We start from the raw sequence: 22980 nt of genomic DNA on the forward strand, positions 1-22980 counted from the left end.
GGGTCAGAGGCTGAACGTCGGGGTGACCACCGGGCGGGCGTCCTCGAGGTGCACCACCAGCCGGGCGGAACCGGCGGGCACCCCGGTCAGCACGAACCTGCCGTCCGAGACGCTCACCCGCTGCTCGGTCCCGCCGGGGCGCACCAGCTCCACCTCCGCGCGCTGGCAGGTGAGCCACCCGTCGATCCGGGTCAGGTCCGGGTCCTCCTCGGTGACGGTGACCATGATGCTGACGCTGTCGGTGCTGAACGTCATCGTGGCCATCCGGTCCGGCTCGTCGTCGGCGCCACGGGTCAGCGCGCCCTCGCCGCGGGTGAGCTCGGCCACCTGCGCGTGCAACGACTGGACGGTCAGCGCGAACTTCACCCGTTCGGCGAGGCCGGCCGGGCACGGGTCGACCCGGTCGACCGTCTCCCGGAGCTCCTCCAGCAGGGACAGGTCAGCGGCGTCCAGCGCGGGACCGCCCGCGCCCGGCGCGCCGCTCATGCGTCCACCCACCGGGGGTCGGCGACCAGCCTGCGTCGCATCTTCTCCAGGCACCGGCCCCGGGTGGGTCCGATGCTGCCGCGGGGCATGGCGAGCGCGCTGGCCACCTCGTCGTAGTCCGGGCGGTCGCAGAAGGCGACGATCCGCAGCAGCGCCCGGCAGCGCTGGTCCAGGTCCTCGATCACCTGCCAGATGACCTGCTGCCGCTCGGTGAGGATCGCCACCTCCTCCGGGCCCACCTCGCTCACCCCGGGGTCGGCGACACCGGTGGGGTCGTGCTGGGTGCGTCGCGCCAGCCGGGAGCACCGCCAGCTCTCCCGTTTGACCGAGACCACCAGCCAGCCCAGGACGGCCCGCGACTCACGGATCCCCTCGGCATGGTCGACCAGCCGCAACCAGATGTCCTGCACCACGTCCTGCGCGCCGTCCCGGTCGCAGCCGTGCGCCCGCGCGACGTGCCACAGGAGCGGGGAGGCCAGGTCCACCAGCTCGCCGAGGGCGGCGTCCTCACCCTCGCGGTAGCGCTCGAAGCAGACCCCGGCCCGTTCCCCGAGCGAGGGGCCCTCCTGTCGACCGGTGACCTCCCGGGTGTCGTCGGTGAGCATCAGCGACCGCCCAGCTCTGCGGAGAGGGCACGGCGGGCCCGGGCCCGCAGGGCCTTCACCCCGACGTCGTCGTCGCTGTCGCTGCCGGCGCACAGGTGCTGGGCGAGCTGCCCGGCCAACCACGGTGCCGCGAAGCTGGTGCCGCTCCAGACCGCGAAGCCCCCGCTCATGTCGTCCGGGTCCGGGGTGGCCCGGACCCCGGTCTCCGTCTCGGTGCGGTATGCCGCCCGTGCCGAGGCGTCGAAGGTGGTCGGCATGGTGCTGACCACGTTGACCCCGGGACGGTGCGCGGTGACCCACGGACCGGCGTTGCTGAACATGGCCACGGAGTCCCCGTCGGGGTTCAGCGCCCCCACCGACACCAGCGGCGGGGCCGCTCCCGGGGCAGGCTCCGCCGCGCCCGGTGCCGCGGCCCAGCCGGCCGGGTAGAGCGGGACGCTGGTGGCCTGGTTCCCGGCCGCCGCCACCACCATCACCCCGCGGTCGGCGAACAGCTGCAGCAGGTCCCGGACCGGGTGCGAGGCGACCTCGCCGTCCTGGTGGTAGAAGCCGAGGGAGAGGCTGAGCACGTCCAGCACCCCGCCGTCCTCGCCGAAGTCCGTCCGGCCCTGCTCCTGGGCCAGGACGTGACCGACCAGCAGCGCCACCAGCGTCCGGCTGACGTCCCCTTCGGCCGCGGTGCCGGAGGCGTCCATCAGCGGCAACCCGACGATCCGGGCGTCCGGGGCGCGTTGGCGCAGCACGCCGGCGATGAAGGTGCCGTGCCCGGAGAGCCTGTCCAGCTCCCCGACCAGCGGTTCGCTGATCCCGTGCCGTTCGGGGTCCGGGGTGGTGTTCTCGGTGACCGGGACGCCCAGGATGCTGTGCAGCACCTGCACCCGGTCGTGCCCGTCGAACCACGGGTGCGACCCGATGCCCGTGTCCGGGACCACCACCACCGGGGGCCGGCGCAGCGGGCGGCGCCCGGCCGAGGGGTCGGCCACGGCGACGCTGACCGGGGCCCTGCCGGGCAGGCACCCGGGGTCCCCGCCGTGGCCCTCCCAGTACGCACCCGGTCCGTGGCCTTCCCAGTACGCGCCGGGGCCGTGCCCCTCCCAGTAGGCACCCCCGGGGCCGGGGATGACCAGGTGCTCCAGGTCGACCCCGTCCAGCCCGGCCGAACGCGCGACCAGCACCAGCACCCACGGGTCGGGGTCCTCCGGACGCTCGCCGACCGGCTCCACCAGCATCCGCGTCTGGTAGGCGCCGTCCAGCTGGTCCAGCAGGCCGGACCGTCCACCGCCGAGGGACTCGGTCAGCAGGCCCTCCAGCCGCTCGTCCACCGGGTCGGGGCGCAGCCGCACGGCATACCCCCGACGTCGCAGCACCGACTCCAGGTCCTCCCGGCGCTGCGCGGCGGCCCGACCCGGCAGACCGCGCACCATCAGTCGCCCGTCCAGGTAGGCGCTGCTGCTCGCCGTGCGCGGCGAGACCTCGTCGCCCTTGACCGGGCGGGGGGCGCTGACCGGGTCGAGCATCCGGGCCCCGCGTCGCCGGAGCACCCAGGACGGCAGGGAGAGGACGAAGTCGTCGCGGTCTGACATCACAGCTCCTTAGCTGGCTCGTCCCCGGCAGCTCCAGCCTAGGGGTAGGACACCTCGGAGAGCAGCCCCTCGGGCAGGAGATACACCGGATCGTGATGTATCTGCGCCGGGACCCGTGCGTCTGGACCGACAACCGGGTGCACCACGGCTCCCGGGGACGGGACCAGGAGGAGCCATGGAGCATGACGAGACGGCGGCGGCACGGATCCGCCCCACCAAGGAGCAGGTCGAGGACCGGCTGCTCGACCTCGACGGGGTCGTCGGGGTCGACATCGGCGAGAAGATCAGCGACGGCGGACCCACCGGCGAGCTGAGCATCGTCGTCTACGTGCAGGCGAAGAAGCCTGCCTCGCGGCTGGCGAAGAGCCAGCAGGTCCCCGCGGAGATCGACGGGATCAGGACCGATGTGCAGGAGCTGGAGATCGAGCTGCAGGGCGGACCCGGCCTGTATGCCGGGGACCCGCTCAGCGACACCAGCAAGCACACCACCATCGCCGGCGGCATCAGCATCGGCCCGGCGCGGCACCCCAACGCCGGTACCGGCGGGGCGATGGTGCGGGACACGGTCAGCGGTGCCGTGTCGATCCTGACGAATTTCCACGTCGCCTGCGTCGACACCTCCTGGTCGGCCGGTGAGTCGGTCCTGCAACCCGGCCGGTTCGACTCCGGCAACCCGGCGACCGACCAGGTGGGGACGCTCGCCCGCGGCGTCATCTCCGAGCACGTCGACGGCGCCGTCGTCCGGCTGGACGGGGACGAGACCTGGGTCGACGAGGTCGTCGACATCGGGGCCGTCGCGGGCAGCACCCCGGCCGTCGCCGGGATGGCCGTGCAGAAGCGTGGCCGCACCACCGAGCACACGCACGGCGAGGTGGTCTCCACCGACGCCAGCGTGCGGCTCGACTACGGCGACGGCGTGGGCCTGCGCACGTTGCGGCAGCAGATCTCGATCCGCCCGGCCCCGGGTGCCCCGCGGTTCTCAGACCGGGGCGACTCCGGGTCGGTGGTGATGGACGGCTCCCGACGTGTCGTCGGCCTGCTCTTCGCCGGTGCCACCGACGGCAGCCTCACCTTCGCCAACCCGGTGGCCGCCGTCCTGGCCGAGCTGCAGGTCACGCTCAACCCGCCACGCCCGGGGCCGGTGCTGCCTCCGCTGCGGACCAGGATCCCGGCGCTGTGCCCGACCCGGGTGCTCGTCGACTGCCCGCCGCTGCGGACCCGGCCCTGGGTCGACTGCCCACCGGTGCGCCTGACCCGGGTGCTGGTGGACTGTCCACCGGTCCTCACCACCCGACCGCCACGCTGCCCGACGCTGGACACCCGGGTGCTGTGCGGCCCGCTGGACACCCGGCTGTGCCCGGTCGACAGCCGGATCTGCGGCGGCCCCGGCGGCTGGGTGCCGACCCCGTGGCAGGGCGCCGGCGACGAGTACGGCTACAGCCCGGACGACGCGTCCTTCTGGGCCGGTTACCACGCCGCCCTCGACGAGGTGGCCCAGCAGCTCGACGACCTCGACGACCTCGAGGGCGGCGACGGCGGAGGGCAGCGGTGAGGGCCGCCGCAGGGCTGCTGACCCAGGCCCTGGAGCTCGGGCTGGTCGGGGCCAAGGACGTCCTGGACGACGAGGTCCGCCTCGTCCCGGTCCCCCGTAGCAACCTGCTGCACCGGCTGGACGTCGGCGGCCGGCCGGTCGCCTTCGTCAAGCAGCAGGGCCAGGCGGGGGCCACCGACGGGACGGCCACCGTCGCGCAGGAGACGCAGGCGCTGCGGCTCCTGGGCGGCGGCCCGGTGCCGGACCTGCTCCACGCGGACGACGGGTGCGTCTGGACCGCGGCGCTGGAGGGCATACCCCTGTATGCGGCGCTGCCCACCGCTCCCGGGCCGGTGGCGGCGGCCCTGGGGTCGGCTCTCGCCACGCTGCACGGGACCGCGGTCGACCCGTGGCCCGAGCCGCCCCGGGCCACCCTCCCGTGGCCTATCACCGATGCCACCCCCGCGAGCATCGACCGGGTCCCGGCGGACTCCGCGGCCGCCACCCTGCTGGCGCAGGTCCGCGACGGTGCCGACGCCCGCCGCCTCGCCGGGGCGGGCCGGCGCTGGCGCACCGGGCACTGGGTGCACGGCGACCTGTCCGGGGCGAACGCCCTGGTGGACAGGGTCGGAGGCAGGGCGCGGGTGAGCTTCCTCGACCTCGAGGACGCCGGGGTGGGTGACCCGTCCTGGGACGTCGTGTGCGCCCTGCGCTGCCTGGACGACGCCCTGGTGCCGGGTGCCGCGGAGGCGGCACGGGAGGCGTTCTGGGGCGCGTACCGGGACGGCGGCGGGTCCGGCGAGGAGGACCCCGCGCTGCGGTTGGCGCACGACGCGATGGCCGACGTCCGGGCCGCGCTGACGGAGCTGAGCGCCGCCGGTGCAGGGGCCACGGCCGGGGCGGTCGGTCGGTGAGCACGGCCACCCTCGACCACGAGCTGGACGGGGCGGTCCGGGTGGCCGGGTCGCTGCCGCCCGGGGAGGACCTGGCCCGCGGCCTCTACGCCTCCTGGTATGCCCATCCGGTGACCCCCGTCGAGCCGGCCCATCCCCAGGCGCCACCACTGACCGGGGCGCTGGGCCTGGCCGCCCTCGGCGCGGGCCCCTGGGTGCCCGCGACCGTCCGCCGGGTCGACCCGCTGGGGGCGGTGGTGGTGCGTCCGACCGGGGGCGGGCACCGGGTCGTGCTGCCCGGCGCCTTCACCCGGTTGCCGGGGTGCGGTGGCGCCGGGCTGCCGCCGGAGGTCGGCGAGCAGGTGCGGGTGGCCCCCTTGCTGGGCGGCGTCGTGGTCGGCGGGTGGTGGCGGGTCTGGTCGCCGGGGTGGGACCCGCGGTCCCGGCCGCCGGCCGGGCTGACCCGGGTCTACGTGTGCGCCACGGCCGCTCGGCACGTGGAGGTCGTGCGCCGCGTGCTCACCGCGCTGCTGCCGCTGCAGCGCGGGTGGCTGCTGAAGTCGGCGCTGGACCCGGCCACCCTGGCCCGCCCGGACCGGGTCGTGGTGTACCTGCCCGACGAGGTCGCCGCGCCGGCGCTCGCGACGCTCGGACGGGAGACCGCCGGGCTGCTCGCGCCGTTCCGGCCTCCGCTGACCGTGTCGGCGGCGCCGGGGCTGGCCTGGGCGCAGGACGACGGTGACGTGGCCAGCTTCGGGGAGAACCGGTGCGCCGCCCTGGCCCGGGGGCTGCGGGCCTGGCAGGCACGGGGTGGACTGCTCGGCGATGACGATGACGATGACGCTGCCCTGGCCGAGGCCCGTGACGACTGCCGCCAGGGGCTGCGGGACGCGGGCCTCGACCCGGACCGGCCGCACCTGCGCCCACGGGCGACGGTCGGGCAGGGGACGGACCGGTGAGCAGCAGCACCCTGGCCCCGCCCGACACCGCCCGGGCGGTGCTGGGGCTGGCGCAGGTCTGCGTCGGCGCCGTCGTCCGGGCACGGGTCACCGACGGCACCCGGACGGGATGGCCGGCCTGGCACCGCCCCGACCTGGACGCCCCCGCCGAGCTCGGGATCGGTGACGGCAGCGTGTACGACGGGGACGCGGGCATCGGGTGGGCGCTGGCGCACCTGGCCCCGGCCCTGGGCCTGCCGGAGCTGGAGCCGTGGGCCCGGGCCGCGTTGGGCCCACCGTCGTCCCGGTCGGCGCGGACCACCCCGGGCGCAGGGTTGCTGGACGGTGCGGCGGGGGTGCAGGTGGCCCGGGCGCAGGCCTCCAGCGTCCTGGGGAACAGCGTCCCGGGTCATGGCGTCCTGGGGGACAGCGAGCGCGGCGCGCTGCCCCCGGCCACCGCGGTGGCTCCGCACGTGGACCATCTCAGCGGGCTGTCCGGTCTGCTGCTGGCCCACCTGAGCCTGGGCGCCCCTCGGCGGGACACCGACGAGGTCGCGGAGGCGCTGCTCGCCGCCGGGCGGGCCCGAGGCGAGGGCTGGTGCTACCCCGGGCCGGACGTCGGGGTCGTCGGGGACGGCGGTGGGTTCGGTGAGGCGATTGCGGTGTTCGCACCGCTGACCGGGTTGGCGCACGGCAGCAGCGGGGTCCTGCTCGCCCTCGCGCACTGGCTGGCCGGCGGTCCGCGGCCGGATCTGGCACGCCGCGCCCGGCAGCGGCTGCGTCAGACCTGGGACTGGGAGAGCGCGTGGGCCGACCCCGTCCTCGGCTGGCCTGACCTGCGCGAGGGACCCGGCGCATACCCCGTGCTGTGGTGCCACGGTGCCGCCGGGATCGCGGCCACCCGCCTGGAGCTGCTCCGGCTGCTGGAGCAGGGCGTCGACCTGGGGATCCTCGGGGACGTGCTGCGGGCGCAGGCGGAGTCGGCGGTGCTGCTCTGCGGACGGCAGGTGACGGCGACCGCGGGCCGGGCCCGGCAGCTCCTGGAGGCGCACGGCCCGGACCCGGTGCGGCTGGACCCGGACGGGTCGGGCCTCACCCTGTGCCACGGCCTCGCCGGCCCGCTGGACGTGCTGGCGACCGCGGCGCACCGGTGGGACGTGCCGCAGCACCTGACGACGGCGCGGGACGCGGTCCTGGACGTGGCCACGTTCCAGGGGGACGACCCGTCGCTCTGGCCGACCGGGCAACGCACCCGCGGCGGGTACGGGCTGTTCCAGGGGCTGGCCGGGACCGCGCTGGTGCTGGCCCGGGTGGCCGACCCCGCCTGCGCGCCCAGCCCGAGCCTGTTCGGGGTGCCCGTCGGGGGCGCCGGCTGAGATCGGGACCGACCGGGGTCGGCGCGACGGGCCGGCGCGTGGGTCAGCGCGACAGGTCGGCGGAGGGTCTCAGCCCTGCTCGGGGAACCAGATGGCGATCTCGCGGGCGGCGGACTCAGGGCTGTCCGAGCCGTGCACGATGTTCTGCTGGACCTTCAGGCCCCAGTCCCGTCCGTGGTCCCCGCGGATGGTGCCGGGGGCGGCGGCGGTGGGGTCGGTGGCACCGGCCAGCGAGCGGAAGCCAGGGATGCAGCCCTCGCCCTCGATGACGGCCGCGGTCACCGGGCCCGAGGACATGAACTCCAGCAGCGGCTCGTAGAACGGCTTGCCCTCGTGCTCGGCGTAGTGCGCCTCCAGCTGCTCGCGGCGGGGGGTCACCACGGCGAGCGCGGCGAGCACGTAGCCCTTGGCCTCGATCCGGCGGAGCACCTCCCCGGAGAGCCCGCGGCGGTAGCCGTCCGGCTTGACGAGGACGAGGGAGCGTTCGGTCTGCGGCATGTCGGTCACCCGCCCAGGGTACGTGCCCGTCCGGGCCGCGAGCGGACCCCGGCCGCCCGGGTCCCGGACCGGTCTACGGCTGGATGACGCCGAAGCCGAGGAGGCCGAAGAGCACCAGCGCCAGCACGATCCGGTAGATCATGAACGGCGTGAAGGTGTGCGTGGTGATGTAGCGCATGAACCAGGCGATGACGGCATACCCCACCGCGAAGGCGATGACGGTCGCGATCCCGATCGCGCCCCAGGCGGTGCCGGAGCCGATCGCGTCCCCGGTGACCACCTTGACCAGCTGCAGGCCGCCCGAGGCGAGCACCGCCGGGATGGCCAGCAGGAAGGAGTAGCGGGCCGCGGCCTCCCGGGTGAAGCCCATGAACAGGCCACCGGCGATGGTGCCGCCGCTGCGGGAGACGCCGGGCACCAACGCCAGCGCCTGCCACAGCCCGAAGAACAGGCCGTCCTTCCAGGTGAGGTCGCGCAGCTCCTTGCGCTGGGTCCCGACCCGCTCCGCGGCCAGGATGACGAAGGCGAAGACGAGCAGCATGGTGGCGGTGATCCAGAGGCTGCGCAGGTCGGTCTCGATCCAGTCCTGCAGCAGCAGGCCGAGCAGCCCGATCGGGATGGTGCCCAGGATCACCCACCAGCCGAGCAGGACGTCCGGGTCGGAGCGCGGCACCCTGCCCACCAGCGAACGGCACCAGGCGGCGACGATCCGGGCGATGTCGTGCCGGAAGTAGATGAGGACGGCGGCCTCGGTGCCGAGCTGGGTGATCGCGGTGAAGGCGGCGCCCGGGTCGTCCTGCCCGAGGAACCGGCCCACGATCGAGACGTGGGCGCTGGAGGATATCGGCAGGAACTCGGTGAGCCCCTGCACCACCCCGAGGATGACCGCTGTCCAGTAGTCCATCCGTCAGTCTCCTTCCGCGGCGGCGGCGCGCTCGGCGGTCAACCGGTCCAGGCGTCGTCCCTGGTGCAGGCACAGCCACCACAGGGGGGTGAAGATCAGGGTCAGCGCCAGCATCGCCGGCAGCACCAGCGCCGAGGCGAGGGTGAGGGCCTGGGCCAGCCACCCCAGCGCCACCCCGCGCGGGCTGCGCATCGCCCCGGCGGCCAGCGCGCACAGCAGCGCCAGCGCCAGGCCCCCCACCAGGTATGCCGTCGCGCGCGGGTCGCTCTCGATCCCGGCGAGGCGCCAGGCCACCAGCGCACCGAAGAAGACCGACATCGCCTGGGCCAGCAGGGTCGTGGCGCACAGGCGACGCGTGAGGATGCCGGGGGTCACCGGGTCATCCTCCCAGACGTCGGCTGGGAGCCTTCTCAGCAACCCGCCAGCAGCAGCGCATACCCTGGTGTCGCTCACCTCGACCGATCACGCACCGTCACCCGCAGGAGCCCCCAGATGCCCAGACCTGACCGCAGCACGGCCGGGAACGACCGGGCGGCCAAGGCCGCCAAGATCCAGAAGGCCGGGGCGGCGCGCGAACGCCGGCGCGGCCTCCTCATCTGGGGGTCGGCCGCGCTGGTCATCGTCCTCATCGTCGGGGCCGTCGTGTTCGCCGTGGTCCGCGACTCCCCCGCCCTGGTGGAGCTGTCCGGGGTGGAGGAGTACGAGACCGAGGCCGCCAACCACACCGGCGACCCGGTCGAGTACGAGCAGTCGCCCGGCGTGGGCGGTCCGCACCACCCCGCGTGGTGGAACTGCGGCGTCTACCCCGAGGAGATCCCGCAGGAGCACGCGGTGCACGCCCTGGAGCACGGCGCCGTCTGGCTGACCTACCAGCCCGACCTGCCGCAGGACCAGATCGACGTCCTCACGGACCTGGGCGGTCAGGACTACATGCTCGTCAGCCCGAACCCCGACCAGGAGTCGCCGGTCGTCGCCACCTCCTGGAACCGTCAGATGAGCCTCGACACCGCCGACGACCGGATGCTGCGTGCCTACATCCGCGAGTACAAGCAGGGCATCGATACCCCCGAGCCCGGAGCGGCCTGCACCGGCGGGACGGTGACGGACCTCGTGGCACGCTCGTGACCGAGCCTGCTGAGCGCCCAGGGCCCGCCGCGACCGCCGGACCCGCGGCGCCCACGACGCCCCGGGACCGGTGGCGCAGCTTCGGCGCACCGGCGCTGGCCGCAGTCACCATCGTGGCGCTCTGCCTGGGGGCGTTGGTCGGCTGGCTCGCCTTCGGCGATCGCGCTCCCGACGACGGGGGTGCGGACGCGGGCTTCGCCCGGGACATGAGCGAGCACCATGCCCAGGCGGTGCAGATGTCCACGCTGGTGATGCAGCGCACCGAGGACGAGGACGTCCGCCGGTTGGCCGTCGACATCACCAACAACCAGGCCTTCGAGCGCGGGATGATGGCCACCTGGCTGCAGGACTGGGGCCTGCCGCGGGCCCGTGGCGGGGACCGGATGGAGTGGATGGCCGGTCACGACCACATGGACATGGACCTGCCCGCGGGCGTGGTCATGCCCGGGATGGCCTCACCGACCGAGATCCAGGAGCTGACCGACGCCTCCGGCGGAGAGGCCGAGGTCCTCTTCCTGGAGCTGATGACCACCCACCACCTGGCCGGCGTCGAGATGGCCGAGGCGGCCCTCGACACGGCCGACCAGCCGGAGGTGCTGGCCGCCGCCCAGCGGATGGTCGACGCGCAGACCGGCGAGGTCACGCTGATGCGGGACATGCTCGTGGAGCGGGACGCCGAACCCCGGGAGGACATCGACGCCTGGTTGGCCGAGCAGGAGGCAGAAGCCGCGCAGGACGACTCCCCCGCGGTACCGGTCCAGCCGGACCACTCCGACCACTGATCGCATACCCGACCGAGCGTCGGGTCTAGAGCAACCACAAGCGACGCTCGGTGGGTCTGACTCAGGTGGTGGTGATGCCCACCAGGGCCCGTACCTCGGCGGCCGTGGTCACCGAGCCGGTGGCCAGCACCGCCCCGCCGACCCCGCCGTCGTCGGCCAGGCCGGCCGCGACGTCGAGGGCGTCCGGGAGGTCCTCCACCACGCTCACCCGGTCCTCGCCGAAGAACTCCGCGGCCAGCTCACCCAGCCGGCGCGGGCGGATGGCGCGCGGTGACGTGGTGCGGGTGACCACGACATGGTCGAGCACCTGCTCCAGCTGCTGCACCATCTCCTCGGCGGCCTTGTCCTCCAGCACCGCGAGCACCCCCACCAGCCGGGTGAAGGTGAACGACTCACGCAGCGCCTCGACCAGGGCGGCCACCCCGGCCGGGTTGTGCGCGGCGTCGACCAGCACGGTCGGTGAGCGGCGCACGATCTCCAGCCGTCCCGGGGAGCTCACGTCGGCCAGCGCGGCGCGCAGCACCTCGTCGCTCAGTGGCTGCTCACCGCCCCCGACGAAGGCCTCCACCGCGGCGATCGCGATCGCCGCGTTGTGTGCCTGGTGCCCGCCGAAGATCGACAGGAACAGGTCGGTGTAGTCGCCGGCCAGGCCGCGCACCGACACCTGCTGACCGCCGACGGCGACGTCCCGCTCCAGCACCCCGAAGTTGGTGCCCTCGGCCCGCAGGTCCGCGCCGACCTCCTCGGCCCGCTCCACCAGGATGCTCATCACCTCCGGCTCCTGGACACCGACGACCGCGATCGCGCCGGGCTTGATGATCCCCGACTTCTCGGCCGCGATCTCCTCCACCGTCTCGCCCAGCAGGCGGGTGTGGTCGAGGGCGATCGGGGTGAGCACGGCGACGTCGCCGTCGGCGACGGAGGTGGCGTCCCAGACCCCGCCCAGGCCTACCTCCACGACGGCGACCTCGACCGGGGCGTCGGCGAAGGCGGCATACCCGAGGCAGACGATGACCTCGAAGTAGGTCATCCGCACCTGTCGGGACGGCTCGTCCGAGGCGGCGCTCTCGGCGTCGACCATCTCAACGAAGGGCAGCACCTCGTCGTAGATGTCGACGAACGTCCGCATCGAGATCGGCTCACCGTCGATGCTCACCCGCTCGCGCATGTCGTGCAGGTGCGGGCTGGTGAACCTGCCGGTCCGCAGCCCCATCTCGCGCAGCAGGCGCTCGGTGATCCTGGCGGTCGACGTCTTGCCGTTGGTGCCGGTCAGGTGCACCATCCGGAACGTCCGCTGCGGGTCGCCCATCAGCTCCATCACCCTGGCCACCCGGTGCAGGGTCGGCTCCGGCATGTGCTCGGGGGTGCGCGCCAGGATCTCCTCGCTGACCTGCGCGTAGCGCGCCAGCAGCGCGGGGTCGGGCTCGGGCTCGCGGGCCGGTGTCGCCGGGACGGCCTGCCCCGGGTCCAGCGGCAGCTCGTTGCCCTCGAAGAAGTCGTCGCTCATCGTGCCTCCACCTTCGAGATCATCAGCTCCACGGTGCGCTCACCGTCGAGGGTCGCTCCGGTCCGGTATGCCCCGTCCCGCGCCGGCGGGAGGACCTGCCCGGTCCCCGCCGCACCGAACTGCACGGCCAGGGTCTCGCTCATCACCAGCTGCTGGTGCGCCATCGCGGCGCCCCAGACGTCGTCGTCACCGACCACGGTGAGGCTGATCCGGTCGGCGATGTCGAGCCCGGCGTCCTTGCGGGCCCCCTGCACCGCCCGGACCAGGTCGCGCGCCAGGCCCTCCTGGGCCAGGTCCTCGCTCACCTCGGTGTCCAGGACCACGAAGCCGCCGCCGTGCCCGCGCAGCATCGAGGTCGCGGTGCCCGAGTCCGCGTCCCCGCCGGAGACCACGGTCTCCAGGGTGAACTCGCCCTCGACCAGCGCCAGCCCGCCGGAGGTGACGGTGCCGTCCTCGGCCACCGACCAGTCCCCCGACTTGGACCCCTTGATCGCCGCCTGCACCTGCTTGCCGAGGCGCGGGCCGGCGGCGCGGGCGTTGACCACCAGCCGCTGCTCGACCCCGATGTCGGCGCTGGAGGCCTGCGCGACGTCGAGCACCCGGACCTCGCGCACGTTGACCTCCTCGCGCACCAGGTCGGCCAGGTCGGCCAGCCCCTGCGGGTGCGCGGTGGCGACGGTGAGGGTGGCCAGCGGCAGCCGCACCCGCAGGCCCCGTGCCTTGCGCAGCGCCAACGCCGCCGAGCAGACCTCGCGCACCGTGTCCATCGCCGCCACCAGCTCGGGGTCTGCGGGCAGGTCGTCGGCCTCGGGCCAGTCGGTCAGGTGCACAGACTCACCCCCGGTGAGACCCCGCCATACCTCCTCGGTGAGCAGCGGCAGCAGCGGCGCCGCGACCCGGCAGGTCACCTCGAGCACGGTGTAGAGCGTGTCGAAGGCGGCTGCGTCCTCGGCCCAGAACCGGTCCCGAGAACGCCGGATGTACCAGTTGGTGAGCACGTCGACGAAGTCCCGGATGGTGTCGGCCGCGACGGCGATCTCGTTGCCGTCGTAGGCCTCCTGGGTCGTGGTGACGAACTCCCGGGTCTTGGCCAGCAGGTACCGGTCCAGCTCGTGCGTCGACGACGTCGACCAGCGGGCCTGGTGGCCGGCGGCGTTGGCGTAGAGACCGAAGAAGTACCACGCGTTCCACAGCGGGATCATCGTCTGCCGGACCCCGTCCCGGATCCCCTGCTCGGTGACCACCAGGTTGCCGCCGCGCAGGATGGGCGAGGACATGAGGAACCAGCGCATCGCGTCGGCACCGTCCCGGTCGAAGACCTCCCGCACGTCCGGGTAGTTCTTCAGCGACTTGCTCATCTTCTGCCCGTCGCTGCCGAGCACGATGCCGTGGCTCAGGCAGGTGGAGAAGGCCGGCCGGTCGAAGAGGGCGGTGGCCAGGATGTGCAGCGTGTAGAACCAGCCGCGGGTCTGCCCGATGTACTCGACGATGAAGTCGGCCGGGAAGTGGTCGTCGAACCACTGCTCGTTCTCGAACGGGTAGTGCACCTGCGCGTAGCTCATCGAGCCGGAGTCGAACCACACGTCCAGCACGTCCTCGACCCGCCGCATGGTGGAGCGCTCCCCCTCCGGACGCGGGTCGTCAGGGTTGGGCCGGGTCAGCTCGTCGACGAAGGGGCGGTGCAGGTCGACGTCGCCGTCCCGGTCCCGCGGCAGCGTCCCGAAGTCGGCCTCGATCTCGGCCAGCGAGCCGTAGACGTCGATCCGAGGGTAGGCGGGGTCGTCGCTGCGCCAGACCGGGATCGGGCTGCCCCAGAACCGGTTCCGGGAGATCGACCAGTCCCGGGCGTTCTCCAGCCACCGGCCGAACTGGCCGTGCTTGACGTGCTCGGGCACCCAGGTGATCTGCTCGTTGGTGCGCAGCATGTCGTCCTTGATCTTCGTCACCTCGACGAACCAGGACGACACCGCCTTGTAGATCAGCGGCTGCCGGCACCGCCAGCAGTGCGGGTAGGAGTGCGCGTAGCTCTCCCGGCGCAGCAGCACGGTGCCCTCGGTGACGCTGCCCTGCTCCCCGCGTTCGGACCGCCCCGCCGACGTCTGGTTGCGGGTGGCGGCCTTGAGGTGGTCCTGGATCGGGGCGTTGGCGTCGAAGACCAGCATCCCGGCGTACTCGTCCACCGGGCTGAGGAAGGCACCGTCGGCGCCCACCGGCATCACCGGCTCGATCCCCTCCCGGTCGGTGACCACCTTGTCGTCCTCACCGAACGCGCCGGCGGTGTGCACCAGCCCGGTGCCGTCCGTGGTGGTGACGAACTCGGCGACCACGATCCGGTGCGCGCGCTCCCACCCCTCGTAGTACGAGAACGGCGGACGGTATGCCCGTCCCGCCAGCTCGGCGCCGGTCCAGCTGCCCAGCACCTGCGGCTCCTCCCCCAGCTCGCGGGCGTAGGAGGCCAGCCGCTCCCGGGCGATCAGGTAGCGCTGCGGCTCGGTGGCGTCGCCCTCCTCCCCGGGCAGCGAGCCCTGCACGAGGACGTACTCGATGTCCTCGCCGACCATGATCGCCAGGTTCGCCGGCAGGGTCCACGGGGTGGTCGTCCAGACCAGCGCCAGCGCCCCGGCGAGCAGGTCCTCCCGCTCGGACACGGCGCCGTCGCCGCCACCGCTGCCCTCGGCCGGCAGCAGCCGCGCACCGACGGTGACCGCCGGGTCCTGACGCACCTGGTAGACCTCGTCGTCCATCCGCAGCTCGTGGTTCGACAGCGGGGTCTGGTCGTTCCAGCAGTAGGGCAGCACCCGGAAGCCCTCGTAGACCAGCCCCTTGTCGAACAGACTCTTGAACGCCCACAGCACCGACTCCATGTAGTCGACGTTCAGCGTCTTGTAGTCGTTGCCGAAGTCGACCCAGCGAGCCTGCCGGGTGACGTAGTCCTCCCACTCGGAGGTGTACTTGAGCACCGACTCCCGGCACTTGGCGTTGAACGCCTCGATCCCCAGCCCGAGGATCTCCTCCTTGGTCTTGATCCCCAGCTGGTCCATCGCCTCCAGCTCGGCGGGCAGCCCGTGGGTGTCCCAGCCGAAGCGCCGCTCCACCCGGTGCCCGCGCATCGTCTGGTACCGCGGCACGACGTCCTTGACGTAGCCGGTGAGCAGGTGGCCGTAGTGCGGCAGGCCGTTCGCGAAGGGCGGACCGTCGTAGAAGACGTACTCCCCGGCACCGTTCTCGCCGGCGTCCCGCTGCTCGACGCTCCGGGCGAAGGTGCCGTGCTCCTCCCAGTAGGCCAGCACGGCCTGCTCGATCTCCGGGAAGCGCGGTGAGGAGGTCAACGCCTGGGCGGAGGTGCTGGACAGGGGGTAGGCCATGGCAGTGGCTCCTGGTCTCGGGTGCGTCGTGGTCGTCCTGCGTGCCACGAGGACGACACCTGCCGGGTATGCGCCCGGTCGGCACCGCGGTACCACCTCGCTTGCGCAGCACTCGCTGCACCACTCTGCTCAGCTGTGTCGGGCATACCCGTCCGGGTCTAGTGGGCGCACCCGCCGGGTGCGGGGGCCGTTCTTCCGGAAGGCTCGCCGCTGATGACGGCTCGGACGCCTGCCCCCATGCTAACGCTGCGCCGACGGGCGCACGAGCACGAATGCCTGGGGGGGGTTGCCCGATCCGGCGACGGTAGGTAGCGTCGAGCGCACCACGACAGAGTTTCACTCGAGGTGGAGCTCGGATGGAGGTAGAGAAGATGGCTTGCGTCTCCTACAACATGTCCGCAGCGATCGACAGGAACGAGGTTGACCCGGCTGAGCTGGAGAGCCTCGTCGCCACGTGGGGCACCACCGAGTGACCTTCACATCATGGCGAAGGACGGCCGGGGAGCTCACGCTCCCCGGCCGTCCTTTCCTGTGGGGCGGGCGGGGCGAGCGCGAGCTCTCCGGGGAGCAGGCCTGGGCCCGGATCCACGGGGACCTGGACGACCTGGGCTGGACGAGCAGCGCCCGGTGGGCCGAGCGGGACGGGCCGAGCACCGCCCAGTGCATCCTGCGCGACGGCGGCGGCACCGAGGTCGAGCTGGGCGTGGGGGCAGGCAAGGGCCGGCTGGACGTCGCCCTCGTGGGTTCGCACTTCGAGGCGCTCGAGCACGCGGTCACCGGACCGTCCTGGGCGGAGGGACTCCCGGTCACCACCACCCTGCGCGGTGACCCGGAGCTGACCGGGGCCTGGGCGGGCGAGGAGTGGGTGGGCCTGCTGCCGGACACCGCCCGGCTCACCACCCTGCGGGCCACCGCGCTGGGGCCCGGGGAGGACTTCCCGGCGCCGGTCTTCCGCAGCGCACCCTGGCTGCTGGACGACACCCCGGAAGTGGACCTGCTGCGCCGACGGACGGGCGACGACACGGACTACCGCGCCGTCGCGGCCTACGCCAGCAACAGCGGCAGCGCGATCGGAGCGACCGCGGACGAGGCGATCCTGCACGGGCTGAACGAGGCCGTGGAGCGGGACGCCCTCTCGCTGTTCCTGCTGCTGCACGTCCTCGGCGGCGGGCCGGTACCGCCCCGGCTCACCGTCCCGGAGGAGGACCACGAGCTGGCGGCATGCCTGGCCTCGGCGGAGGAGGCCCTGGGGTCCCCGATCGCGGTGCTGGACATCACCACCGACCTCGGGATCCCCACCGTGCTGTGCCTGGCCGGGACCGGGACCGCGACCCCGGTCTACGGGTCGGGGGCGTCCCTGGACCCCCGCGTCGCGGTGGAGCGGGCACTCACCGAGATCGTCCAGGGGCACCTGCTGCGCCGGGCCGTCCAGGACCCCGGGGGCACCCAGGCTTCCGGCGCGACCCGGCCCACGGGGCCCGGTCCCCACTACCTGCGCCTCGCGCGGGAGCAGTCGGTCCAGCACCAGGCCGTGCAGGACCGCTTCGTCAGCCAGCCCGCGCTGCTGCGGTGCGCGACCCTCCGGCTCGGCGACCTGTCACCGCCCGAACGGGTGGAGCCGGTGCCGGAGAGGGCGGCCTGCGACCAGCCCCTGTCGGTGCCGGACCAGGTGGCCGCGGTGGTGCGCCGGCTCGAGGACGCCGGGCACCGGGTCGGCTGGGTGCCGCTGCACACCTTCGGCTCCGGCACCACCGTGGGGCAGGTGCACGTGCCCGGCCTCGAGTCGTTCCACCAGGTGCTCGTCGGGCACGCTCCCCGTCCCGGCGCCCGGGCCCGCCGACTGCGGGAGCGCGTTCAGGTCTGAGGGTCCGGCCCCACGCTCAGCAGGGTCGCCCCGGCCCCGTCCTGATCCAGGCGGGCGTACGGGCGCAGACCCGCCGCACCCACCGCCGCGAGGATCTGGGCGGCGGTCCACCGGCAGCGGCCGCGTGCGCTCAACCGCCAGTCCCGCGCCAGGGTGAGGATGTCGTCGCTCGTCTCGCCGGGGCGGGGGTCCGCGAGGGCGGCGACGACCACGCGGCCTCCGGGGCGAAGCGTTGCGGCGACCGACCCGACCGCGGCGGCCGCCTCGTCCTGGGACAGCATCGGCAGCGACAGCCAGACCAGGTCGTAGCCCTGCTCCGGCTCGAGGTCGACGACGTTCCCCTCTTCCAGCTCGACCTGGTCCGCGCAGCCACGGCTGGCCACGACGTGCCGGGCCAGGGCGAGGACCGTGCCGTCCACGTCGATCCCGTGCACCCGGGCGCCGGGCCGGGCCCGGGCGACGGCGCTCGCCACGCCGGCCACGCCGGTGCCCACGTCCAGCATCCGGAAGTCGCCGTCCAGCAGGTGGAGCAGCCCCGCGTCCTCGCTGGCGAGGACCTCCAGCGCCGACAGCAGCTCCTGCCCCGACGCGAGTCCGGTCTCCAAGGAGTCCTCGGCATCGACCCGTGCCGGGTCCCCGAGGACGAGCGCGGACGCCTCAGCCAGCTCACGACGCACCGACCGCTGCCGAGGGGCATCGGCAGCGCTGTCGCCGTCGGCTCGGCCCCAGCGCCGTCGCGCCACCTCCCGGAGCCGGTGCAGCGCCTCGGCGCCGGGCTCGTCGGTCCACGGGGCGGGGGCCGGCCGGGCCAGCGCCGCCGCCAGCCAGAGCGCCTCGGCGGCCTGCCGTGCGATCGGGTCCTCCTGGCTCATGCAGTCGTCCTTCCGGAGCACGACGAAGGGCCGGGAGCATCCCGCTCCCGGCCCGTCGTCTCAGCGGTATGCCGTCAGCGGCGGTCGCGCGGCACGGTGGCCCCGCCCGAGCCGAAGCCGTCGTCGTCCGGGTCCGCGAGGCGGTTGCGCCCGGTGGCGTCGACGACCTGGTTCTCGTCGGCCAGGTCTTCCACCGCGTGCTCCTTCTCGTGGTCCAGGTTGCCCAGGTCGTAGAGCTTGCCCGAGCGGTAGTCGGCCCAGTACTCCTTCATCTCCCGCTTGATGACCGGGAGCAGGAAGTAGACACCGAGCAGGTTCACGAAGGCGCAGAGGAAGAGGATGACGTTGGTGAAGTCGATCAGCTGACCGAAGGACACCACGCAGCCCATGACCGTGAAGATCAGGAAGACGCCGCGGTAGATCGCGACCGAGGTCTTGCTGTCGTTGAAGAGGTACGCCCAGGCCCGCTGCCCGTAGTAGGACCAGGTGATCAGCGTCGAGATCGCGAACAGCGTCACCGCCAGCGCCAGGATGTACGGGAACCAGCTGATCGAGGACTCGAAGGCGTCCGAGGTGAGGACCACACCGTCGGCGGAGACCTCGTCCTCGAAGTACGCCGTCCGCGACTCGTTGAAGAAGGGGGTGTCGGCGATGACGATGGTCAGGGCCGTCATGGTGCAGATGAGGACCGTGTCGATGAGCGGCTCGAAGAGCGCGACGAAGCCCTCGGAGACGGGGCGACGGGTCTTGACCACCGAGTGCGCGATGGGCGCGGAGCCCAGGCCGGCCTCGTTGGAGAAGGCCGAGCGCTGCAGACCCACGATCAGCGCACCGAGCACACCGCCGGCCACGCTCTCCGGGTTGAACGCGCCACCCACGATGTCGACGACGGCGCCGGGGACCTGACCGATGTTGGTGAGGATGACGAAGAGGCAGGCCAGCACGTAGATGCCACCCATGAACGGCACCAGGGTCGAGGTGACCCGGCCGATCGACTTCATCCCGCCGATGATGACGGCACCGATGAGGGCGGCGATGATGAGGCCGATCCCGAACTGCCAGCCGAGCACGGCGAACGGGGACTCCTCGCCGCCGGTGACCGACACCAGCTGGGCGTAGGTCTGGTTGGACTGGAACATGTTGCCGCCGGCCACGCCGAACAGCAGGATGGCGACGGCGAACATGCCGGTGAGGCCGACGGAGATGAACTTCGGGAACCGGCTGAACGCCACCGGGAGGTACTTGAACGGGCCACCGGAGACGGTGCCGTCAGCCCGGATCTCCCGGTACTTCACACCCAGGGTGCACTCGGCGAACTTGGTCGCCATGCCCAGCAGACCCGCGATGATCATCCAGAACGTCGCACCCGGACCACCCATGACCACCGCGGCACCCACACCGGCGATGTTGCCCAGGCCGACGGTGCCGGAGACGGCCGAGGTCAGCGCCTGATAGTGCGGGATCTCGCCGGGGTCGTCGTCCGAGGAGAACTTGCCGCGGACCACCTTGGTCGCGAGCCCGAGCCCGCGAGCCTGCGGGAAGCCGAGGTAGACGGTGATGACGATCGCGCCGACCAGCAGCCAGGCCACGATCCAGGGCATCGGGAAGAAGCTCGGCGACCAGAAGAGCACCGCGTCGAACCACACGGTGAGGTTGGTGAAGGAGCTGTCGACCGCGTTCTCGATGGACACCAGCCAGGCTGGATCATCGGTGACGGTTGTCATAGGAAGTGGCACGGGTGACGTCAACATGCGTCACACTGTTTGCCACATCGAGGAGCCGGTCAACGACATACCTTGATCGTGACCAAAACGTGACCCGATCGGGGAACACCGTCGCGGTGATCCTTCGTTGAGTCCCCGCCCGTTCACCGGCACCGGTGGCGCTCCGGCGGTCTGGGACAATGACCGGCATGACTGCACCACGTCGCCTCGATCCCCCACGCCCGGCCGAGCTCCCCGACCGCCCCACCGTCGACGGGCTCGAGGACACCTGGGTCACGGTCTGGAAGGACTCGGACGTCTACGCCTTCGACCGGGAGTCCGCGCTGGCTCCGGGGACCACCCGTGACCAGATCTTCTCGATCGACACGCCTCCCCCGACGGCCTCGGGGGCGCTGCACCTGGGCCACGTCTTCGGCTACACCCAGGCCGACTGCCTGGCCCGCTACCAGCGGATGCGGGGCAAGCACGTCTTCTACCCGATCGGCTGGGACGACAACGGGCTGCCGACCGAGCGCAGGGTGCAGAACTACTACGGCGTCCGCGGCGACGCCACCCTGCCGTACGACCCCGACTTCGAGCCGCCGCAGCGCGGTGGCGGCAAGAGCACCAAGGCCGCCGACCAGAAGCCGATCGGACGCGCCAACTTCATCGAGCTCTGCGAGGAGCTCACCGTGCTGGACGAGAAGACCTTCGAGGACACCTTCCGCCGGCTCGGCCTGTCCCTGGACTGGGGCGTGCAGTACCGCACCATCGAGGACCGCTCCCGGGCGGTGGCGCAGCAGGCGTTCCTGCGCAACCTGGCCCGCGGGGAGGCCTACCAGGCGGAGGCGCCCGGGCTGTGGGACATCACCTTCCAGACCGCGGTGGCGCAGGCCGAGCTGGAGGCGCGCGACTACCCCGGCGCCTACCACCGGGTGGCCTTCCACCGCAGGGGTGACGACGCGTCCGGCGGACCGGTGCACATCGAGACGACCCGACCCGAGCTGATCCCGGCCGTGGTGGCGCTGATCGCGCACCCCGACGACGAGCGGTATGCCGACCTCTTCGGCAGCACCGTCACCTCGCCGCTGTTCGGGGTCCCGGTCCCGGTGCTCGCGCACCCCGCCGCGGAGGTGGACAAGGGCGCCGGCATCGCGATGTGCTGCACCTTCGGCGACATGACCGACGTCCAGTGGTGGCGCGAGCTGGACCTGCCGACCCGCTCCGTGGTCGGCCGCTCTGGCCGGCTGCACGCGGACACCCCGGAGTGGCTGGCCGGTGGCCCGGGCGCCGAGCTCTACGCCGAGAAGCTGGCCGGGAAGACCACGTTCAGCGCCCGCGAGGCGGTGGTGGCCGCGCTGCGCGAGTCCGGGGACCTGGACGGCGAGCCCGCCCCCACCCAGCGCAAAGCCAACTTCTACGAGAACGGCGAGAAGCCGCTGGAGATCGTCACCAGCCGGCAGTGGTTCATCCGCAACGGCGGCAAGGACGCCCAGCTGCGTGAGGAGCTGGTCGGCCGCGGCGAGGACATCGACTTCCACCCGGCGTTCATGCGCTCCCGCTACCGCAACTGGGTGGAGGGCCTGAACGGGGACTGGCTGATCAGCCGGCAGCGCTTCTTCGGGGTGCCCTTCCCGGTCTGGTACGGCCTCGACGAGCACGGTGAGCCCGACCACGACCGGGTCCTGGTGCCCGCGGAGGCGCAGCTCCCGGTGGACCCGGTCAGCGACGTGCCCGAGGGCTACACCGAGGACCAGCGCGACGTGCCCGGCGGGTTCACCGCCGACACCGACATCATGGACACCTGGGCGACCAGCTCGCTGTCCCCGCACATCGCGGGCGGCTGGCCGGTGGCCGAGCGCCCGACGGGTGAGCTCGGCAACGACCCGGAGCTCTTCGCCGCGGTCTTCCCGATGGACATGCGCCCGCAGGGGCACGACATCATCCGCACCTGGCTGTTCGCGACCGTCGTCCGCGCCCACCACGAGCACGGCACCGTGCCGTGGCACCACGCCTACCTCAACGGCTGGATCCTGGACCCGGACCGCAAGAAGATGTCCAAGTCCAAGGGCAACGCCACCACCCCGCAGGGGATGCTGGAGCAGCACGGCACCGACGCGGTCCGCTACTGGGCGGCCGCCGCGCGCCCCGGTGTGGACACCGTCGACGACCCGGGCCAGATCAAGGTCGGCCGCCGGCTGGCGATCAAGCTGCTCAACGCGAGCAAGTTCGCGCTGAGCTTCGGCGAGCTGCCCGAGGGCGGCACCGAGGCCGAGCTGGTCACCGAGCCGCTGGACCGGGCGATGCTCGCCGGCCTGGCTGCGGTGGTGGACCGGGCGACCCGGTCCTACGAGGCCTGGGACTACTCGGCGGCGCTGGACGCCACCGAGTCGTTCTTCTGGGCGTTCTGCGACGACTACCTCGAGCTGGTCAAGGAGCGCGCCTACGGTGGCGACCTCGCCTCCGGGGGCGCGACCGGCGACGACGTGGACCCGTCCACCCTCTCGGCGCGTGCCGCGCTGCGGCTGGCCCTGGGGGTGCAGCTACGGCTGCTCGCCCCGGTGCTGTCCTTCGCCACCGAGGAGGTCTGGTCCTGGTGGCACCACGAGGGCAGCTCGGTGCACGTGCAGCCCTGGCCGACGGTGGAGGAGCTGACCCCCGCCCTGGGCGGGGCCGGCGACACCGACGCCGACGCCGAGCTGCTGGGCACCGTCGGCCAGGCCCTGGCCGGTCTGCGCCGCGCCAAGTCCGAGGCCAAGGTCAAGATGCGCACCGAGATCTCGACGGGCACCGTGGCCGGGACCTCGCTGGAGCTGGATCGGGTCCGCGCAGCGATGCGCGACCTCAAGGCCGCCGGCAAGGTCACCGGCGAGCTCGACCTGGTCGAGGCCGACGCGCTGGAGGTGCGCGACGTCGTCCTGGTCAGCGAGGAGCCGACCTAGGGTGGG

18 protein-coding genes are annotated in these 22980 nt (G+C 73.1%); 8 read left to right on the plus strand and 10 right to left on the minus strand.

Annotation, left to right across the window (positions count from 1 at the left end):
* Positions 1-3 precede the first annotated feature (3 nt).
* Genes ACI3EY_RS08650 through ACI3EY_RS08660 form a run of 3 tightly spaced genes read right to left on the minus strand, consistent with a single transcriptional unit; the run spans position 4 to position 2674 of the window.
* Entirely contained in the window at positions 4-486 is a 483-nt protein-coding gene (locus ACI3EY_RS08650; RefSeq protein WP_405040141.1) for a carboxypeptidase regulatory-like domain-containing protein, read from the minus strand.
* On the minus strand, positions 483-1091 hold the full coding sequence (locus ACI3EY_RS08655; RefSeq protein ID WP_405040142.1) for an RNA polymerase sigma factor: 609 nt from the start codon (positions 1089-1091) through the stop codon (positions 483-485). Before ACI3EY_RS08655 ends, ACI3EY_RS08650 begins: the two co-directional genes overlap by 4 nt.
* Positions 1091-2674 carry a S8 family serine peptidase gene (locus ACI3EY_RS08660; protein ID WP_405040143.1) on the minus strand — a complete coding sequence of 528 codons (1584 nt, stop codon included), beginning with the start codon at positions 2672-2674 and terminating at the stop codon, positions 1091-1093. Before ACI3EY_RS08660 ends, ACI3EY_RS08655 begins: the two co-directional genes overlap by 1 nt.
* 175 nt (positions 2675-2849) lie before the next feature.
* Between ACI3EY_RS08660 and ACI3EY_RS08665 the strand changes: the two genes are divergently transcribed.
* Genes ACI3EY_RS08665 through ACI3EY_RS08680 form a run of 4 tightly spaced genes read left to right on the plus strand, consistent with a single transcriptional unit; the run spans position 2850 to position 7412 of the window.
* Positions 2850-4226 (plus strand): chymotrypsin family serine protease, encoded by a 1377-nt coding sequence (locus tag ACI3EY_RS08665; protein ID WP_405040144.1) that lies wholly within the window; start codon positions 2850-2852, stop codon positions 4224-4226.
* Entirely contained in the window at positions 4223-5119 is an 897-nt protein-coding gene (locus tag ACI3EY_RS08670) for a phosphotransferase family protein (RefSeq protein WP_405040145.1), read from the plus strand. The genes ACI3EY_RS08665 and ACI3EY_RS08670 overlap by 4 nt, the downstream gene beginning before the upstream one ends.
* Positions 5116-6057, plus strand: a complete 942-nt coding sequence (locus tag ACI3EY_RS08675; RefSeq protein WP_405040146.1) for a T3SS effector HopA1 family protein — start codon at positions 5116-5118, stop codon at positions 6055-6057. Before ACI3EY_RS08670 ends, ACI3EY_RS08675 begins: the two co-directional genes overlap by 4 nt.
* Positions 6054-7412: a lanthionine synthetase LanC family protein gene (locus ACI3EY_RS08680; RefSeq protein WP_405040147.1), complete on the plus strand. Its 1359-nt coding sequence runs from the start codon at positions 6054-6056 to the stop codon at positions 7410-7412. Before ACI3EY_RS08675 ends, ACI3EY_RS08680 begins: the two co-directional genes overlap by 4 nt.
* A gap of 69 nt (positions 7413-7481) precedes the next feature.
* Here the strand turns inward: ACI3EY_RS08680 and ndk are convergent, their stop codons facing one another.
* The 3 genes from ndk to ACI3EY_RS08695 form a co-directional block, all read right to left on the minus strand.
* Positions 7482-7910: a nucleoside-diphosphate kinase gene (ndk, locus tag ACI3EY_RS08685; protein ID WP_405036503.1), complete on the minus strand. Its 429-nt coding sequence runs from the start codon at positions 7908-7910 to the stop codon at positions 7482-7484.
* 73 nt (positions 7911-7983) lie between these two features.
* A complete protein-coding gene (locus ACI3EY_RS08690; protein ID WP_405036091.1) occupies positions 7984-8814 on the minus strand; it encodes an undecaprenyl-diphosphate phosphatase in 831 nt (276 codons plus the stop codon).
* Positions 8815-8817: 3 nt separating this feature from the next.
* On the minus strand, positions 8818-9189 hold the full coding sequence (locus ACI3EY_RS08695; protein WP_405040148.1) for a DUF4233 domain-containing protein: 372 nt from the start codon (positions 9187-9189) through the stop codon (positions 8818-8820).
* 117 nt (positions 9190-9306) lie between these two features.
* Here ACI3EY_RS08695 and ACI3EY_RS08700 point away from each other — a divergent pair, with 117 nt between their 5' ends.
* A complete protein-coding gene (locus ACI3EY_RS08700) occupies positions 9307-9939 on the plus strand; it encodes a DUF3105 domain-containing protein (RefSeq protein ID WP_405036089.1) in 633 nt (210 codons plus the stop codon).
* Positions 9936-10721: a DUF305 domain-containing protein gene (locus ACI3EY_RS08705; RefSeq protein ID WP_405036088.1), complete on the plus strand. Its 786-nt coding sequence runs from the start codon at positions 9936-9938 to the stop codon at positions 10719-10721. The genes ACI3EY_RS08700 and ACI3EY_RS08705 overlap by 4 nt, the downstream gene beginning before the upstream one ends.
* Before the next feature lie 61 nt (positions 10722-10782).
* On the opposite strand, the gene ACI3EY_RS08710 is transcribed toward ACI3EY_RS08705, so the two are convergent.
* Positions 10783-12228 carry a bifunctional folylpolyglutamate synthase/dihydrofolate synthase gene (locus ACI3EY_RS08710; protein ID WP_405036087.1) on the minus strand — a complete coding sequence of 482 codons (1446 nt, stop codon included), beginning with the start codon at positions 12226-12228 and terminating at the stop codon, positions 10783-10785.
* Positions 12225-15593 carry an isoleucine--tRNA ligase gene (gene ileS, locus ACI3EY_RS08715; RefSeq protein ID WP_405036086.1) on the minus strand — a complete coding sequence of 1123 codons (3369 nt, stop codon included), beginning with the start codon at positions 15591-15593 and terminating at the stop codon, positions 12225-12227. The genes ACI3EY_RS08710 and ileS overlap by 4 nt, the downstream gene beginning before the upstream one ends.
* A gap of 469 nt (positions 15594-16062) precedes the next feature.
* Between ileS and ACI3EY_RS08720 the strand changes: the two genes are divergently transcribed.
* Positions 16063-17457 (plus strand): YcaO-like family protein, encoded by a 1395-nt coding sequence (locus ACI3EY_RS08720; protein WP_405040149.1) that lies wholly within the window; start codon positions 16063-16065, stop codon positions 17455-17457.
* Here the strand turns inward: ACI3EY_RS08720 and ACI3EY_RS08725 are convergent.
* Together ACI3EY_RS08725 and ACI3EY_RS08730 are read right to left on the minus strand one after the other, a co-directional pair.
* Positions 17448-18329, minus strand: a complete 882-nt coding sequence (locus ACI3EY_RS08725; RefSeq protein ID WP_405040150.1) for a class I SAM-dependent methyltransferase — start codon at positions 18327-18329, stop codon at positions 17448-17450. The two genes, ACI3EY_RS08720 and ACI3EY_RS08725, sit on opposite strands and share 10 nt — an antisense overlap.
* Before the next feature lie 74 nt (positions 18330-18403).
* Entirely contained in the window at positions 18404-20020 is a 1617-nt protein-coding gene (locus ACI3EY_RS08730) for an alanine/glycine:cation symporter family protein (protein WP_405036083.1), read from the minus strand.
* Between the two features lie 221 nt (positions 20021-20241).
* Here ACI3EY_RS08730 and valS point away from each other — a divergent pair, with 221 nt between their 5' ends.
* Positions 20242-22974, plus strand: coding sequence for a valine--tRNA ligase (gene valS / locus ACI3EY_RS08735; protein ID WP_405040151.1), 2733 nt, complete (start codon positions 20242-20244; stop codon positions 22972-22974).
* Positions 22975-22980: the final 6 nt, after the last annotated feature.

Origin of the sequence: Serinicoccus shuyuelongi (assembly GCF_045032955.1) — a bacterium.
Taxonomy (GTDB): domain Bacteria; phylum Actinomycetota; class Actinomycetes; order Actinomycetales; family Dermatophilaceae; genus Ornithinicoccus.

What these genes read in the sequence shown, in the direction of transcription:
- ACI3EY_RS08690 (WP_405036091.1), bottom strand. Translation starts at nt 8,814, where the DNA reads ATGGACTACTGGACAGCGGTCATCCTCGGGGTGGTGCAGGGGCTCACC.
- ACI3EY_RS08725 (WP_405040150.1), bottom strand. Translation starts at nt 18,329, where the DNA reads ATGAGCCAGGAGGACCCGATCGCACGGCAGGCCGCCGAGGCGCTCTGG.
- ACI3EY_RS08665 (WP_405040144.1), top strand. Translation starts at nt 2,850, where the DNA reads ATGGAGCATGACGAGACGGCGGCGGCACGGATCCGCCCCACCAAGGAG.
- ACI3EY_RS08710 (WP_405036087.1), bottom strand. Translation starts at nt 12,228, where the DNA reads ATGAGCGACGACTTCTTCGAGGGCAACGAGCTGCCGCTGGACCCGGGG.
- ACI3EY_RS08655 (WP_405040142.1), bottom strand. Translation starts at nt 1,091, where the DNA reads ATGCTCACCGACGACACCCGGGAGGTCACCGGTCGACAGGAGGGCCCC.
- ndk (WP_405036503.1), bottom strand. Translation starts at nt 7,910, where the DNA reads ATGCCGCAGACCGAACGCTCCCTCGTCCTCGTCAAGCCGGACGGCTAC.
- ACI3EY_RS08700 (WP_405036089.1), top strand. Translation starts at nt 9,307, where the DNA reads ATGCCCAGACCTGACCGCAGCACGGCCGGGAACGACCGGGCGGCCAAG.
- valS (WP_405040151.1), top strand. Translation starts at nt 20,242, where the DNA reads ATGACTGCACCACGTCGCCTCGATCCCCCACGCCCGGCCGAGCTCCCC.
- ileS (WP_405036086.1), bottom strand. Translation starts at nt 15,593, where the DNA reads ATGGCCTACCCCCTGTCCAGCACCTCCGCCCAGGCGTTGACCTCCTCA.
- ACI3EY_RS08650 (WP_405040141.1), bottom strand. Translation starts at nt 486, where the DNA reads ATGAGCGGCGCGCCGGGCGCGGGCGGTCCCGCGCTGGACGCCGCTGAC.
- ACI3EY_RS08660 (WP_405040143.1), bottom strand. Translation starts at nt 2,674, where the DNA reads ATGTCAGACCGCGACGACTTCGTCCTCTCCCTGCCGTCCTGGGTGCTC.